At 68.2% G+C, this 13,157-nt stretch carries 14 protein-coding genes; 2 read left to right on the top strand and 12 right to left on the bottom strand.

Going from position 1 to position 13,157, the window contains the following annotated elements; genetic code table 11:
- Positions 1-16: 16 nt before the first annotated feature.
- Genes OVY29_RS20315 through OVY29_RS20305 form a run of 3 tightly spaced genes read right to left on the bottom strand, consistent with a single transcriptional unit; the run spans position 17 to position 2,164 of the window.
- Entirely contained in the window at positions 17-901 is an 885-nt protein-coding gene (locus tag OVY29_RS20315) for a transposase (RefSeq protein WP_200880129.1), read from the bottom strand.
- Positions 889-1,965, bottom strand: coding sequence for a HEAT repeat domain-containing protein (locus OVY29_RS20310; RefSeq protein ID WP_313912014.1), 1,077 nt, complete (start codon positions 1,963-1,965; stop codon positions 889-891). The genes OVY29_RS20315 and OVY29_RS20310 overlap by 13 nt, the downstream gene beginning before the upstream one ends.
- Before the next feature lie 52 nt (positions 1,966-2,017).
- A complete protein-coding gene (locus OVY29_RS20305) occupies positions 2,018-2,164 on the bottom strand; it encodes a hypothetical protein (RefSeq protein ID WP_161786524.1) in 147 nt (48 codons plus the stop codon).
- A 173-nt stretch (positions 2,165-2,337) separates the two neighbouring features.
- On the opposite strand from OVY29_RS20305, the gene OVY29_RS20300 reads away from it, so the two are divergent.
- Complete coding sequence (locus OVY29_RS20300; RefSeq protein WP_313912013.1) at positions 2,338-3,486, top strand: SMP-30/gluconolactonase/LRE family protein; 1,149 nt, start codon at positions 2,338-2,340, stop codon at positions 3,484-3,486.
- On the opposite strand, the gene OVY29_RS20295 is transcribed toward OVY29_RS20300, so the two are convergent.
- From OVY29_RS20295 to argH, 4 genes are all read right to left on the bottom strand, one after another.
- Positions 3,457-4,236 (bottom strand): siroheme synthase, encoded by a 780-nt coding sequence (locus OVY29_RS20295; RefSeq protein WP_313912012.1) that lies wholly within the window; start codon positions 4,234-4,236, stop codon positions 3,457-3,459. The two genes, OVY29_RS20300 and OVY29_RS20295, sit on opposite strands and share 30 nt — an antisense overlap.
- Positions 4,237-4,393: 157 nt before the next feature.
- Complete coding sequence (gene lysA / locus OVY29_RS20290) at positions 4,394-5,659, bottom strand: diaminopimelate decarboxylase (protein WP_313912011.1); 1,266 nt, start codon at positions 5,657-5,659, stop codon at positions 4,394-4,396.
- A gap of 122 nt (positions 5,660-5,781) precedes the next feature.
- Positions 5,782-6,030: a hypothetical protein gene (locus OVY29_RS20285; protein WP_052182001.1), complete on the bottom strand. Its 249-nt coding sequence runs from the start codon at positions 6,028-6,030 to the stop codon at positions 5,782-5,784.
- Positions 6,027-7,436 carry an argininosuccinate lyase gene (argH, locus tag OVY29_RS20280; protein WP_235211424.1) on the bottom strand — a complete coding sequence of 470 codons (1,410 nt, stop codon included), beginning with the start codon at positions 7,434-7,436 and terminating at the stop codon, positions 6,027-6,029. Before argH ends, OVY29_RS20285 begins: the two co-directional genes overlap by 4 nt.
- On the opposite strand from argH, the gene OVY29_RS20275 reads away from it, so the two are divergent.
- Positions 7,408-8,031, top strand: coding sequence for a TlpA disulfide reductase family protein (locus OVY29_RS20275; protein WP_313912010.1), 624 nt, complete (start codon positions 7,408-7,410; stop codon positions 8,029-8,031). The two genes, argH and OVY29_RS20275, sit on opposite strands and share 29 nt — an antisense overlap.
- A 183-nt stretch (positions 8,032-8,214) precedes the next feature.
- On the opposite strand, the gene OVY29_RS20270 is transcribed toward OVY29_RS20275, so the two are convergent.
- From OVY29_RS20270 to OVY29_RS20250, 5 genes are all read right to left on the bottom strand, one after another.
- Positions 8,215-8,553: a hypothetical protein gene (locus tag OVY29_RS20270; RefSeq protein WP_037553586.1), complete on the bottom strand. Its 339-nt coding sequence runs from the start codon at positions 8,551-8,553 to the stop codon at positions 8,215-8,217.
- A gap of 118 nt (positions 8,554-8,671) precedes the next feature.
- Positions 8,672-9,673 (bottom strand): NAD(P)H-dependent glycerol-3-phosphate dehydrogenase, encoded by a 1,002-nt coding sequence (locus tag OVY29_RS20265; protein WP_313912009.1) that lies wholly within the window; start codon positions 9,671-9,673, stop codon positions 8,672-8,674.
- A 202-nt stretch (positions 9,674-9,875) separates the two neighbouring features.
- On the bottom strand, positions 9,876-10,808 hold the full coding sequence (locus tag OVY29_RS20260; RefSeq protein WP_037553590.1) for an alpha/beta fold hydrolase: 933 nt from the start codon (positions 10,806-10,808) through the stop codon (positions 9,876-9,878).
- A gap of 46 nt (positions 10,809-10,854) precedes the next feature.
- A complete protein-coding gene (locus tag OVY29_RS20255) occupies positions 10,855-11,703 on the bottom strand; it encodes a lysophospholipase (protein ID WP_313912008.1) in 849 nt (282 codons plus the stop codon).
- A gap of 2 nt (positions 11,704-11,705) precedes the next feature.
- Positions 11,706-13,154, bottom strand: coding sequence for a DUF3336 domain-containing protein (locus OVY29_RS20250; RefSeq protein ID WP_313912007.1), 1,449 nt, complete (start codon positions 13,152-13,154; stop codon positions 11,706-11,708).
- Positions 13,155-13,157 lie beyond the last annotated feature (3 nt).

Here is a 13,157-nt window from a genome sequence, read left to right as displayed (position 1 = left end):
CAACAGGGGGGCGCGGCTAAATCGCAAGCCATCTTAGGCAATCATCGCGCACCCGCGCGTCGCTATCCCCCATCCCCCGTTCCAGCACTGTCGCCCTGCCCTTGCCTTCCTCCACCGCCGCCAGCGCGGCGATGGCGTTCGCGCGCACGCGGGGCATCGGGTGCGCCTTCGCGAATTGCTCGGCCACGTCCCTTCCATTGTCGGTCAGATGCACCGCGCAGCGGAGCAGCATTTCGCCGCTGGTCAGCGTCGGGCGGCGGGCGATCGTGCCGCCTTCGAGGTCGACGATATATTGGTCGCGCCAGGGGACGTGCTCGCCCTCGTCCATGATGTTGAGGCTGACCGACAGGCTTTCGGGCGGGAGCTGGCTGTGGATGTCGCGGTGGGCGCGGTAGAGGAGCATTTTGCCTTCATCGAGCTGGCTGCGCTCGACGAATTGGAGGTTCAGCGGTTCGCCGAGGCGGCCGTCGACGGCCTCCGCGTCATAGTCATAATAGTCGCTGACATAGCCGGGGCCGAAATAGCCCGTCGTGAGGAAGCTGAAATTATGGTCGTGCGGGACGCCGTAGGAGAAGGCGGCGGCGCCGCTCGCGGAATAGACCGCGTCGGTCGCGGCGGGCCAGAGGTTGGCGCGGAGGTAGAAGCCGCGCGTGCCGCGATGGAGGAGGAAGACCTGCGCCGAATGGCGGTTGATTTCGAGCTGGTCGGCGTGGCTCGCCTTGAGCGCGGCGATGACGCGGTCGGCTAGAAACAAGCGGTTGCGCCCGAGCCCGGCGAGGAGCGCGGCGCAATGCGCGACGCTTGCTTCGTCGGCGAGGTCGACGCCGCTTTCGTCGAGGCGCGCGGCGACTTCGGCGAGGTCGAGCGGCGGGCCGGCGGGCGGGTCGATCAGGCGGGGCATGGCGCGCTTAAGCCCCCCCCTTCAGGGGAGGGTTTGGGTGGAGCATGTTCGCCGGCATGGACCGAAACAGGCCCTCCCCCAACCCCTCCCGCCAGCGGGAGGGGGGTTAAGAGCGTCAGCGTTGACGCGGCGGCGCGGCGCACTTCGGGATGCGGATCGCTCGCCGCCATCGCCGCGAGATGCGGGCGCGCGGCGGCGGGATCGAGGGCGACCAGTTCGCGCATCGCGTGCCAGCGCGCAGCGAAATCGCCGGCCGTGGTTTCGGCGGCGAAAAGCGGCGCGGCGTCGGTGCGGCCGAGGTGGCGGAGCAGGGTCAGCGCCATGGCGCGAAAGCTGCTGTCGCGGCGCGAGGCGCTGATATGGATCAGCCGGCCGCTCGCGACGTCATAGGCGCGGATCGGAAGCGGCGACGGCGGCTGGACGGCGAGTTCGAGCAGCAGCACGTCGCGGCGGGCATCGGCGAGGCTGTAGCTTTGGCGCGCGGTGTCGAGCTGGAGCAGCTCGCCGGGACCGAGCGCGCGCGGCGGGTGGCTGTGGCACGGCGCGGCGGCGGCGGCGGTGAAGCCGCCCGCTTCCTCGGCGGCGCCGACGGCGACCTCGTGCGTGACGAGCGCGGCGCCGCCGCTTGCGAGGACGCGGATCGCGGCGCGGCCGGGGACGAAGACGGCGGTCGCGGGCGGCGCGATGCAGCTGCCCGCCGGGCGGACGAGAAGCGTCAGCCGAACGCCGCCGCGATCGGCGAGGACGAGCCCGCCCGCGCCGCCATCACCGCCGCCGACGAGCCGCAGCGGCGGGCGCGCGAAGGGGTCGGCGGCGACAAGCGCGAGCGCGGCGTCGAGCCGGACCCGCAGCCACGCCGTGTCGGCAAGCCAGGGGAGGAGGCGCGCGACCGCGACCGCGGGCGCTTTGCCTTGGGCCGCGTCGATCGCGGCGAACAGGCCGCCGGGCGCGCTATCGGCGCGGCGCCATGCCGCGTCGTCGGCGGCGACCGCTTCGCCGATGCGCTGGCGGCGCGCGGGGTCGGTGCGGGGGAAATGGTCGTGGCGCGAGCGGGCGGCGGTCATGCGAAAAGCGCGGGAGCAGGCGGCGGAACGCGCCGCCTGCCCCCGCCCGCGATCAGTCGTGGACGATCAGCGCGATGGTGACCGCGATCTCGAAGACCGACGGCCCCGACGTGACGCTTTCGCCCATCAGCGACCCGAACAACCCGACCGCGGTATCGAGCAACGGCAGCGCGGCGATATCAATGGGCGGCAGTTCCATATTCCCCCTCCTGTCCTGACCGGCGGCGCGACCTGCCGCCGCGGTCTGGGCTAGGCGGGCGCGTGCCGATCGCCGAGTTAACTTTACGTAATTTGCGTATGCCGTCGGTCGAAGCGCGGTTGCGGCGCCGCGCCGGCGGGATAGGATGCGCCGTCACAACCGGGAGATTGCTCATGCGCCGCGCCGTCCTCGCCGCCCTTTCCGGCGTCCTCCTCGCCAGTCCGGCGGCCGCCGAAACGCTGCTCGTCGGCAACAAGGGCGAGGACACGCTGAGCGTCGTCGCGCTGGATAGCGGCGCCGAACTTGCGCGGCTGCCGACGGGCAGAATGCCGCACGAGATCGCGATTTCGCCCGACGGCAGGCAGGCGGCGGTCGTCGCTTATGGCGGGACGACGATCGATATATTCGACGTCGCGAAGCGCACCAAGCTCCGGACGATCGACATCAGCCCCAACGAGCGGCCGCACGGGCTGCTCTGGCTGGCCGACGGGCGGCTCGTCGCGACCGCCGAGGGCAGCGAGTCGGTCGCGGTCGTCGCGCCGGACGGCAAGCTCACATCGATCGCGACCGGGCAGAAGGGCACGCATATGATCGCCGTCGCGCCCGACAATCGCACCGCCTACACCGCCAATATCGGGTCGGGGACGGTGAGCGTGCTCGACCTCGACGACGGGAAGAAGCTGCGCGACCTGGCCGTCGGCGGCAAGCCCGAGGGGCTGGCGCTGACGAAGGGCGGGCGCGAGCTGTGGGTCGGCGACCTCGATGCGCCGCGCGTGTCGGTGTGGGATACGAAATCGGGCGAGAAGATCGCCGAATTGCCGGTCGACCCGGTCGCGATCCGCGTGCTCGCGAGCCCCGACGGCAGGCTCGTCGCGACGAGCAATATCGCGTCGGGCACGATCGATCAGCCTGTTCGACGCCGAAACCCGCGCACCGCTGAAGACGATCAAAGTGTCCGGCGAGGCGGCGAAGGGGCAGGTGACCTTGCTGTTCAGCCCCGATTCGAAGCGGCTCTATGCCGCCGAGACGGGGCACGACAAGGTCGCCGAGATCGACGTCGCTACGGCCAAGGTGCTGCGCCGGATCGCGGCGGGAAAGCAGGGCGACGGGCTGGCGATCGCGCCCTAGGCGGTTTTGGGGTGGGAAGCGGACATTCCACAACCGTCGCCCCCGCGAAGGCGGGGGCCGCTAGCGGCCTTACTCAGCGGCATTGTGTAAAACGACAGCGGCCCCCGCCTTCGCGGGGGCGACGGCTAGGTTCGGTCGATTCCGGTCGTTTCCGGTCGTTGCGACTATTCGGTTCGTGGGGGCATCAACCATAGCGACAAGCCCGCGGGCGGGTTGGCGGGCGGCGCATCGGCGACGTAGCGCACCGCGTCGGCGCGCGCACGGTCGAGGATCGCCGGCGCGACGGTTGGGGGATGGAAGACATGGTCGGCCTCGCCGAGCAGGCGCGCGGCGCGCAGCGTGAGGTCGTCGGGATCAGCGCTCGTCAGGCGGATCGTTTCGAGGCGCGATGGCGATGCGGGCGTTTCGTCCGCAAGCCAGCCATCGACCTTGTCGGCCGCATCGCCGTCGAGCGGATCGAGCGCGCCGCCCGGCGCGAGCGCGGCGTCGATCGCACGTCGGCGGCCGGCGGCGTCGGGCCAGCGCGCCTTCATCGCGCCCCGTGCGGCATGGAGCGCCGATGCGAGCGCGCCCAGCCGCGTGGGCAGCAGAGCTTCGATGCGCTGCCGGATCGCTTTCGCGAGCCCCGCCGACGCGCCGCCGGTGCCGATCGCGATCGTCACCGGCGCGCGGTCGACGATCGCGGGAGTGGTGAAGTCGCAGAGGTCGGGGCGGTCGACGACGTTGACGAGGAGTCCGCGCGCGCGCAGCGCATCGGCGGCGGCGCGCGCTTCGGTTCCGTCATCGAGCGCGACGAAAGCGATCGTCGCGCCCACTTCCCACGACGCGACGATCCGCCCGCCGGCGCGGGCGATCAGCCGCGCCTTGGCGTCGGCGGCTTCCCCCTCCCCGACCAGCACGACCGTGCGGCCGGCGAGGTTCAGGAAGACGGGGAGTTGGTGCATGGAGCGCCTATAGCAAGCCCCTCCCCTTTAGGGGAGGGGTTGGGGTGGGGCCTCGAAACATGGAGCAAGGCCGATAGACCCCACCCCGCTCGACCAAGACCCGGCTATGCCGGACCAAGTCTCGCTGCCCTTCCCCCGAAGGGGAGGGGTTTAAAGGCTAGTCGATCCAGTCGGGGACGCGCTCGGCGGCCATGATCGTGCCGGCGGCGATGCGGTCGGCGACGACGACATAGCGGTCGCCGTCGACGAGTACCTCGGGAACGAGACTGCGGCTGTTGTACGTCGACGCCATCGTCGCGCCATAGGCGCCCGCACTGCGGAAGATTGCGAGGTCGCCCGACTCGACCTTGTCGATCAGCCGGTCGCGCGCAAAGGTGTCGCCGGTTTCGCAGACCGGGCCGACGATCGAGGCGGTCATCGTCTCGCCCGAGGGCTTTACCGCGGCGAAATCGTGCCAGGCGTCGTAGAGTGCGGGCCGTGCAAGATCGTTCATCGCAGCATCGACGATCACAAAGGGGTGGGTTGCACCGGGCTTGACCCACAAAACTTCCGTCAGCAGCACCCCCGAATTGCCCGCGATGGCGCGGCCGGGTTCGAACATCAGCGTGACGTCCCAATCGCGGGTAACCCGCGCGACCATCGCGCCATAGTCGGCGGGCGACGGCGGAAGGACATTGTCGCCCGCGCGATACGGCACGCCAAGCCCGCCGCCGAGATCGACATGGGTGATGCTGTGCCCCGCGGCGCGAAGATCGGCGACGAGCTCGCCCACGCGCTTGAACGCCGCCTCGAACGGCGCGAGACTGGTGAGCTGGCTGCCGATATGCACCGCGATGCCGCGCATGTTGAGCCCCGGCAGCCCCGCGAGGCGCGCGAAGATTTCGGGCGCGACGTCGATGCCGACCCCGAACTTGTTCTCGGCCTTACCGGTCGAGATCTTGGCGTGGGTGCCCGCGTCGACGTCGGGGTTGACGCGCAGCACCGCCGGCGCGGTCATTTCCTTGCGCAGCGCAATCTCGGCAAGCGCGACGCCCTCGGGTTCATGCTCGATGTTGAACTGGCCGATGCCGCGGTCGAGGCCGAGCGCCAGCTCGGCGCGCGTCTTGCCGACGCCCGAAAAGACGATGTCCTCGGCCGCCATGCCCGCCGCGAGCGCGCGTTCGAGCTCACCGCCCGAGACGACGTCGGCGCCATAGCCCTGCCGCGCGAGCACGCGCAGCACGCCGAGGTTGGGATTGCTCTTGATCGCGAAGGCGAGGTGCTTCCTGGGCACATCCTTCAACCCGTCGCGGAACGCCTGCGCATGGCACTCCAGCGTCGCGCGCGAATAAACATAGACGGGGGTGCCGATTTCCTCGGCGATACGCGGCAGCGGAATATCTTCGGCGTGCATCACGCCGTCACGAAGTTCAAAATGGTCCATCGAAGGAAAGTCCTGATTATCATGTCCGTTCGCATCGAGCGAAGTCGAGATGCCCCGAAGGTCAGAGCCACACCGATGGGTGTCTCGACTTCGCTCGACACGAGCGGATAAACTAGCTTTGCTCAGCCCGGGGGCGGCAAGTCGAAATCGTCGGGTTCGCGTTGTTCGGACCGTTTGAGAAGTTCGTCGCTGCGCGCGGGCCGGGCCTGCGCGTCAGGCGTCGTAAGCTCCTCCGTGGTCGGGGCGCGGGTCGCGCCGACGGGAATGACCGGGTCGGGCTGACCCGCCACCGGCTTCAGATCCTGCTTGCTGCCGCACGCGCCGAGCAGCGCGGTCGCAGCCAATGTCGCGATGACGAGGTGGTTCTTCACCGTAAATTCGTCCCTTCGAGCGCCGCGCGGACCGCGGCGACGGCCTGCCTTACCCGTTCGGGCGCCGTGCCGCCATAGCTCATGCGGCTGGCGACCGACGCTTCGACGGTGAGCGCGGCGAGCACATCGGGCGTGATCGCCGCATGGATCGCGGCGGCGTCGGCCGCGGGCAGCGCCGACAGTTCGACGCCGAGTTCCTCGGCGCGCTTGACGCAGGCGCCGACGACATGATGCGCCTCGCGGAACGGCAGGCCGTTTTCGCGCACCAGCCAGTCGGCGAGGTCGGTCGCGGTCGAATAGCCCGACGCGGCGAGCGCGCGCATGCGGTCGGTGCGGAAGGTCAAGGTTTCGACCATGCCGGTCATCGCGGCGAGCGACAGCGCGAGCGCATCGAAGGCGCCGAACACGGTCTCCTTGTCGTCCTGCAGATCCTTCGAATAAGTGAGCGGCAACCCCTTCACGATCACCGACAGGCGTTGGAACGCGCCGAGCAGCAGCCCCGCGCGCCCGCGCACCAGTTCGGCGGCGTCGGGGTTGCGCTTTTGCGGCATGATCGAGCTGCCCGTCGACCAGGCGTCGGGCAAAGCCACGAAACCGAAGGGCTGGCTCGCCCAGATCACCACTTCCTCGGCAAGCCGCGACAAATGGATCGCGGCGATCGACGCCGAGGCACAAAATTCGAGCGCGAAGTCGCGGTCCGACACCGCGTCGATGCTGTTCGCCATCGGGCGGTCGAAGCCGAGCGCCGAGGCCGTCGCATCGCGATCGAGCGGGAAGCTGGTTCCGGCGAGCGCCGCGGCGCCGAGCGGCGATTCGTTGAGGCGCGCCCGCGCATCCGCGAAGCGCGAGCGGTCGCGGGCGAACATCTCGACATAGGCGAGCAGGTGATGGCCGAGCGTGACCGGCTGTGCGACCTGCAGGTGCGTGAAGCCCGGCATGATGCTGTCGGCATGTTCGTCGGCGCGCGTCAGCAGCGCCGTCTGGATCGCCTTCAGCCCCGCATCGATGCGTTCGCACGCGGTGCGCGTCCACAGGCGGAAATCGGTCGCGACCTGATCGTTGCGCGAGCGCGCGGTGTGGAGCCGCCCGGCGGCTTCGCCGACCAGCTCCTTCAGGCGCGATTCGACGGTCATGTGGATGTCTTCGAGCGCGAGGTCGACGGGCACGCCATCGCGTGCAAATTCGTCTGCGATCTGGGCAAGGCCGCGGTCGATTTGGGCGGCGTCCTCGGCGGCGATGATTCCGGTCGCGCCGAGCATCGCCGCATGCGCGCGGCTCGCGGTGATATCTTCTTCCCACAGGCGCTTGTCGACTGGGATCGATGCGTTAATCTCTTGCATGATCGCCGCGGGTCCGCCACCGAAGCGGCCACCCCACATGCTGTTGCTGTCCGGAGTATTCGCCATCCGCCGCGTTCCAAATCCGTCCCTTGCGATCCTCGCCGTGTTTCTGGCCGGATCGATCGCGGGCTGCGATAGGGAAAAGCAGCCGGGCGGGCAAGCGGCGCAGGGCCAAGCAAATGTTTCGGCGGGCCAAGCGAAGGGCATCGACCAGTTCGAATATGTGATCGATCGCAGCCACAAGGGCGAAGCGGCACCCACCGCGGCGTTTCGCGGTCCCGACGACGCGCCGGTGACGCTGGCGTCGTTCCGCGGCAAGCCGCTGCTCGTCAACCTGTGGGCGACCTGGTGCGCGCCGTGCGTCGCCGAAATGCCGACGCTCGACGCGCTCGCGGCGAAGAATGGCGAAACGATGCGCGTGATCGCGGTCGCGCAGGATCTGAAGGGCGCCGAGGTCGTCGATCCCTGGTTCCAAAAGGCGGGGCTGAAAGCACTCCAGCCCTATCTCGATCCCGAAAACGGGCTGCTCGACGCCGCGAACAGCGCGCTGCCGACGAGCATCTATTACGACGCCGAGGGCCACGAAATCTGGCGCGTGATCGGCGCGATCGACTGGCAGGGCAAGGAGGCGGCTGTGCTGCTGGCTGAGGGGGGCGGTTAGCTCCTCCGTCGCCCCCGCGAAGGCGGGGGCCGCGGGCAGCCTTGCCCTTCATCGCTGCGTAAAACGACAGCGGCCCCCGCCTTCGCGGGGGCGATGGGAAAAAAGAAAGGGCGGGTGCCCCATGACACCCGCCCTTCCCTGCGACCCGAGCAGGGCTCGGGGAACTCGAGGAAATCGAAGGATTTATCCGCCGACCGTCACGCGGCCGACGCGATAGCCCTTTTTGCGCATTTCCTTCACATAATCCTTGTCGGCATCGACGACCTCGACCGTCCATTCGTCCCACGCGTCCCAGCGGTCTTCGCGGTCGGTCGCGCGGTGAAGGTCGCTGCGCAGCTCCTTCTCGGCTTCGAGGATATCGGCTTTATAATTGTACCAATATTGGTTCACGATGCCGGCGATGGGTTCGGCGCGGATCGGCGGCGCTTCGAAGCCGGGGGGCATCGCATGATAGGGAACGGCGGCAACCGCGGCCGTGGCGGGGAGAGCGGCGAGCATCGCCAGAGTCGTCCATTTTTTCATTTTTCGTCTCCTTCTGGATCCTGTTGGACAGGAGAGAAACGAAGCAGCGGCGCCTTTTATTCCCGGCTCGACGACGATTCGGCACGCTTCGCGGTAGAATCGCCGAAACCCACGGATTTCAGCCGGGATGCGCCTCGTCGCCGACGCTCGATTTGAGGAGCCCGCGAAACACGTCGAGCGCGCTGCGCCGGCCCTGCGTCACGTCGAACACGTCGCGCGCGATCGGCATGTCGACATCATATCGGTCGGCGAGCGCCATCACCGTCGGCGCGCTCTTCACCCCCTCCGCCACCATGTTCATCCCCGCGATGATCTCGTCGATCGGGCGCCCCCTGCCGAGTTCGACCCCGACGTGGCGGTTGCGCGACAGGGGGCTGGTGCAGGTCGCGATCAGGTCGCCCATGCCGGTGAGCCCCGCGAAGGTTTCGGGGCGTCCCCCCATCGCCACCCCGAGCCGCGTGATCTCCGCGAGCCCGCGCGTCATCAGCCCGGCGCGGGTATTGTCGCCCGCGCCGAGCCCGTCGCCCATGCCGACCGCGATCGCGATGATATTCTTGAGCACCCCGCCGAGCTCGCAGCCGAGCAGGTCGGTGTTGGTGTAGACGCGGAACAGCCCCGAGTGGAACACGGGCTGCAGCGCGCGGACGACGATCTCGTCCTCCATCGACAGCACGCTCGCCGCAGCCTGCCCGGTCATGATCTCGCGCGCCAGATTGGGTCCGGTGAGCACGCCGACGGGGTGGCCGGGGAGCACTTCCTCGATCAGCTCGGTCATCCGCTTGCCCGAGGCGAGTTCGAGGCCTTTGGTGAGGCTGATCACCGGCACCCACGGGCGCAGATGGTTCCGCGCTTCCTCGAGCACGGCGCGAAAGCTGTGCGAGGGCACCCCCATGACGAGCACATCGGCGCCCGCGACGACCTCGGCCATGTCGTTCGTCGCGCGGAGCGCCGAAGGCAGCTTGATGCCGGGAAGATATTTGCGGTTCTCGCCCGCGCCGTTGATGCTCTCGACCGTCTCGGCATCGCGTGCCCAGAGCGTGATCGGCGCGTTGCGCGACACCACCGCCGCGACCGTCGTTCCCCAACTGCCCCCGCCGAGCAGCCCCACCTTCAACCGCATCGCGCTCTCCCGCTATTTTGGAGGGAGAGTGGCGGGGTATTCGGGGCTTGGCAAGCTTGCCCGATCCTCCCTGTGCCGAAGGCATGGGGAGGCGGCAGCGGTGCAGCCGCTGACGGAGGGGCTAATAGCGCTACCGTCGCGGCCCCTCCACCATCGCCTACGGCGACGGTCCCCCTCCCCATCGCTTCGCCACAGGAAGGATCTAATGCTCCGCAAGGAAGGCGCGCTGAACCTCGGCGGTCGCTTTCGGATCCTCGATCATCGGGACGTGCGCGACGTGATCGAAGATGTGGCTGCGGCTGCCCGCGATCCCCGCCTCGAGCACCGCGACGCAGCTGACGTCGATCAGCTTGTCGTGGCGGCCCCAGAGGATCAGCGTCGGCACCGTCACCTTGCCAAGCTCGTCGTTGAGCGGCTTTTCCTCCATCTCGTCGGCGATAACCCAGAAAATCTTGTCGAGCAGGTCGCGGTGGCGCAGCGCGTCGGCGTAGATTACGGGCTTCAGCCGGGCGGGAACGTAGGTCGGCTTGCGCACGACGAAGGCGACGAGGCGGTCGGCATCCTCGAGATTGGCGAGCACGAGCGGATTATAGTCGCGGTCGGCCGCCAGCCTTTGGAGTTCGCTTTCGTTGGTTCCGAGGATGCCGGCATTGTTCATCAGCGTCAGCGTGCGCAGCGCGCCCGGATAATCGATCGCGAAGCGCAGCGCGATCCAGCCGCCCATGCTGTTGCCGCCGAGATGCGGGCGCTCGATCCCGAGCGCATCGAGGAAGGCTTTCAGCCGCGCCGCCTGGCTCGCGACGTCGAAGGGCAGTTCGCCGTCGCGGTCATTCTCGCCGAACCCCGGAAGGTCGGGGGCGATCAGCCGGTAGTCGCGCGTCAGCCACGGCGCGTAGAAAGTCCAGTGATCCTTGTCGGCGCCGAAGCCGTGGACCATCACGAGGACGGGCTTCGACGGGTCACCGCCTTCGAGATAGGGCCAGACACGGCCGTCGACCGTCACCGTCTTGCGCACCACGCGCGCGCGGCGACGCATCAGCCAGCGCATCAGCTGGACAAGCTGTTCGGGAAAGAGAAAATAGAAGAGCGCGAGCGTGATGAGCGGCGCGAAGATGAGGACGAGAAGGATTTTCATGGCGTCTCCTTAGCCCCTCCCCTTCAGGGGAGGGGTTCGATCAGGCCTAATCCCCCACATGCGTATCGAACCAGCCGACCAGATCGCCCAGCACCGCATCGCGCTCGGGCTCGTTGTAGATTTCGTGGAATAGCCCGGGGTAGATTTTGAGCGCCTTGTCGGTCGAGGCGACGTTCGCGAACAGATAGCGCGAGCCCGCCGGGGCGGTGAGACGGTCGGCCTCGCCGTGCTGGATCAGGATCGGCAGGCGGATCTTGGGCGCATCGGCCTGCGCGACCGCCATCGCGTCCATGAATTCCTTGCCGAGCCGGGCGCCGATCTTGCCTTCGTAGACGAGCGGGTCGGCGCGATAGGCCTCGACCACCGCCGGATCGCGGCTCACGCCGTTCGCATCCAATGACAACACGCCGAGGCGCGGGAAGAAGCGCGACAGGAAGCGGCTAAGCCAGACGGTGACGCGCGAGGGCGGCTCGGCGGGCAGGATCGCGGGGCCCGAAAGCGCGGCGGCGGCAAAGGCCTGCTGGCGTTCGACGAGGAACAGCGCCGCGATCAGCCCGCCCATGCTATGGCCGAGGAGCAGGCGCGGCGTGTCGCCATGGTTGATCTCGACCAAAGTCAGCAGCTCGGCCATGCCGTCTAGAAAGGCCGAGAAGCGCGGGACATAGCCGCCCTCGCCGTCCGACCGCCCGTGCCCCCAATGATCGACGGCGTAGACGGCATAACCCGCGTCGTTGAGCCGCTTGGCCACATGTTCGTAGCGCCCGGCATGTTCGGCATAGCCGTGCGCGAGCAGCACGATTGCCCTCGGCGGGGCTTCGGGCAGCCAATGGGTGACATGAAGCACCGCGCCCGCGCCCGCCGACCCGTGCGGCAGAACGAGCGCGCCGCTCGCCATATTCAGCGCACCGCCTTTTTGAGCGCCGCGCTGCGATGTCCGGGGCCGTCGTCGCCCGCCTTGTCGATCCTGGCCAATATCGCTTCGAGCGCGCGGCTGATCGCGGTCTGGGTGCGCACCATTTCGATCTTCGGCCAGGCGGTGCGCATGCCGGTGTCGATCAGCTCGTCGATGTCGTCCTGCCCGAGGTCCGAGAGAATCTTCGCGGGCGACCAGAATTTGGGCGGGCGGATGATGTTGATGTCGCCGGTATATTCCTGGTTGATCACCGAGCGCGCCATATTGGCGATGCTGTTCAGGGGCGGGATCAGCTCGAGCGGTTTCTGGAAGATCACCATATTGGCGTTGAGCCACGCCTTGAAGGTCGTCATCGACGCATGTTGAATGGCCTCGATCGGCGCCATCTGCTTGCGCGTGTCGGTGGCGAAGGGCAGCGCGATCGGGTTCGCCTGACTGACGATATGATGGTTGACGCCATAGAGGCGTTCGAGCCGCTTGGTCGGGATGTCGTGCGTCACCGATCCGTCGACCCAGCGCCGGTCGGGCTGATAGGGGATGCGATTGCCGTCGTCGTCGCGCGCCATCAGCATCACCGGCGGGAACACGCCGGGCACCGCGCAGGAGGCGAGCACGGCTTCGCGGATCAGCACGTTCGGCGCGGTGATCGCGTTGAGCAGGCGGCCATTCTGATGCTTCTCAGCAGGCGCGACCGAGACGTTGAGGTGGCGCCCGCTGACTTCATAGGCTTCCTGAAAGGTGAGGTCGGGGATCAGTTCGGCGAGGCGTTCGCGCACCTCGTCGGACGCGAGGCGGCGTCCCTCGGGACCGCGATCGGGGTTCGCGAGCCGCTCGCTTTCGAGGAAGGCGCCGATGTCGGCATTCTTGCGCGTGCAGACGATCGCGGCGACGATCGACCCGCCGCTGGCGCCCGACATGATCGACGGCAGCACGCCTTCGGACCAGAGCGCCTTCACAACGCCGATGTGGAAGAAGAGGAAGCTGCCCGACCCCGAGAGCAGCAGCGCCGAACGGCCGTAGCAATGCTGGGCGCGGCGGAAGAAATCGCGCTTTTCCTCGCGGCCGATGCTGCGTGCTGCGGCGATCTTGTCCAAGGATGCGACGACCTCAGCGACATAATCCTCGACCAGCTTTTTCGTGCCGAAGCGCGCCTTCTGGTACAGCCGCTCGTGCCCCATGCCGTCGATATTGCCGTGGATGCCTTCGTTGAGCACGAAGAGCAGCCCCTTGACGTCGCCCGCCGCCGACAGCTTGCGCAGCTTTTCGAGCCGCACGCGGATCGCCTTGTAATCGAAATGTTTGCTTTCGTCGGCGTCGCGCCACGCCTGCATACCCGATTTTCGGTCATGCTCGTGCGCCGCTTTGGTCCAGGCAGCATAATCGGGCGCGGTCACAAGGTCGCGGTCGGCGCTGAGCGTCGGGGTGAAAAGCATTCG

It is taken from the genome of Sphingopyxis sp. SE2 (genome assembly GCF_032227185.1).
Lineage (GTDB): Bacteria > Pseudomonadota > Alphaproteobacteria > Sphingomonadales > Sphingomonadaceae > Sphingopyxis.
Note: the sequence above shows the minus strand (reverse complement) of the source record. Positions and strands in the feature narration are given on the sequence as shown.

What these genes read in the sequence shown, in the direction of transcription:
- OVY29_RS20315 (WP_200880129.1), bottom strand. Translation starts at nt 901, where the DNA reads ATGCCCCGCCTGATCGACCCGCCCGCCGGCCCGCCGCTCGACCTCGCC.
- OVY29_RS20310 (WP_313912014.1), bottom strand. Translation starts at nt 1,965, where the DNA reads ATGACCGCCGCCCGCTCGCGCCACGACCATTTCCCCCGCACCGACCCC.
- OVY29_RS20305 (WP_161786524.1), bottom strand. Translation starts at nt 2,164, where the DNA reads ATGGAACTGCCGCCCATTGATATCGCCGCGCTGCCGTTGCTCGATACC.
- OVY29_RS20300 (WP_313912013.1), top strand. Translation starts at nt 2,338, where the DNA reads ATGCGCCGCGCCGTCCTCGCCGCCCTTTCCGGCGTCCTCCTCGCCAGT.
- OVY29_RS20295 (WP_313912012.1), bottom strand. Translation starts at nt 4,236, where the DNA reads ATGCACCAACTCCCCGTCTTCCTGAACCTCGCCGGCCGCACGGTCGTG.
- lysA (WP_313912011.1), bottom strand. Translation starts at nt 5,659, where the DNA reads ATGGACCATTTTGAACTTCGTGACGGCGTGATGCACGCCGAAGATATT.
- OVY29_RS20275 (WP_313912010.1), top strand. Translation starts at nt 7,408, where the DNA reads ATGCTGTTGCTGTCCGGAGTATTCGCCATCCGCCGCGTTCCAAATCCG.
- argH (WP_235211424.1), bottom strand. Translation starts at nt 7,436, where the DNA reads ATGGCGAATACTCCGGACAGCAACAGCATGTGGGGTGGCCGCTTCGGT.
- OVY29_RS20270 (WP_037553586.1), bottom strand. Translation starts at nt 8,553, where the DNA reads ATGAAAAAATGGACGACTCTGGCGATGCTCGCCGCTCTCCCCGCCACG.
- OVY29_RS20265 (WP_313912009.1), bottom strand. Translation starts at nt 9,673, where the DNA reads ATGCGGTTGAAGGTGGGGCTGCTCGGCGGGGGCAGTTGGGGAACGACG.
- OVY29_RS20260 (WP_037553590.1), bottom strand. Translation starts at nt 10,808, where the DNA reads ATGAAAATCCTTCTCGTCCTCATCTTCGCGCCGCTCATCACGCTCGCG.
- OVY29_RS20255 (WP_313912008.1), bottom strand. Translation starts at nt 11,703, where the DNA reads ATGGCGAGCGGCGCGCTCGTTCTGCCGCACGGGTCGGCGGGCGCGGGC.
- OVY29_RS20250 (WP_313912007.1), bottom strand. Translation starts at nt 13,154, where the DNA reads ATGCTTTTCACCCCGACGCTCAGCGCCGACCGCGACCTTGTGACCGCG.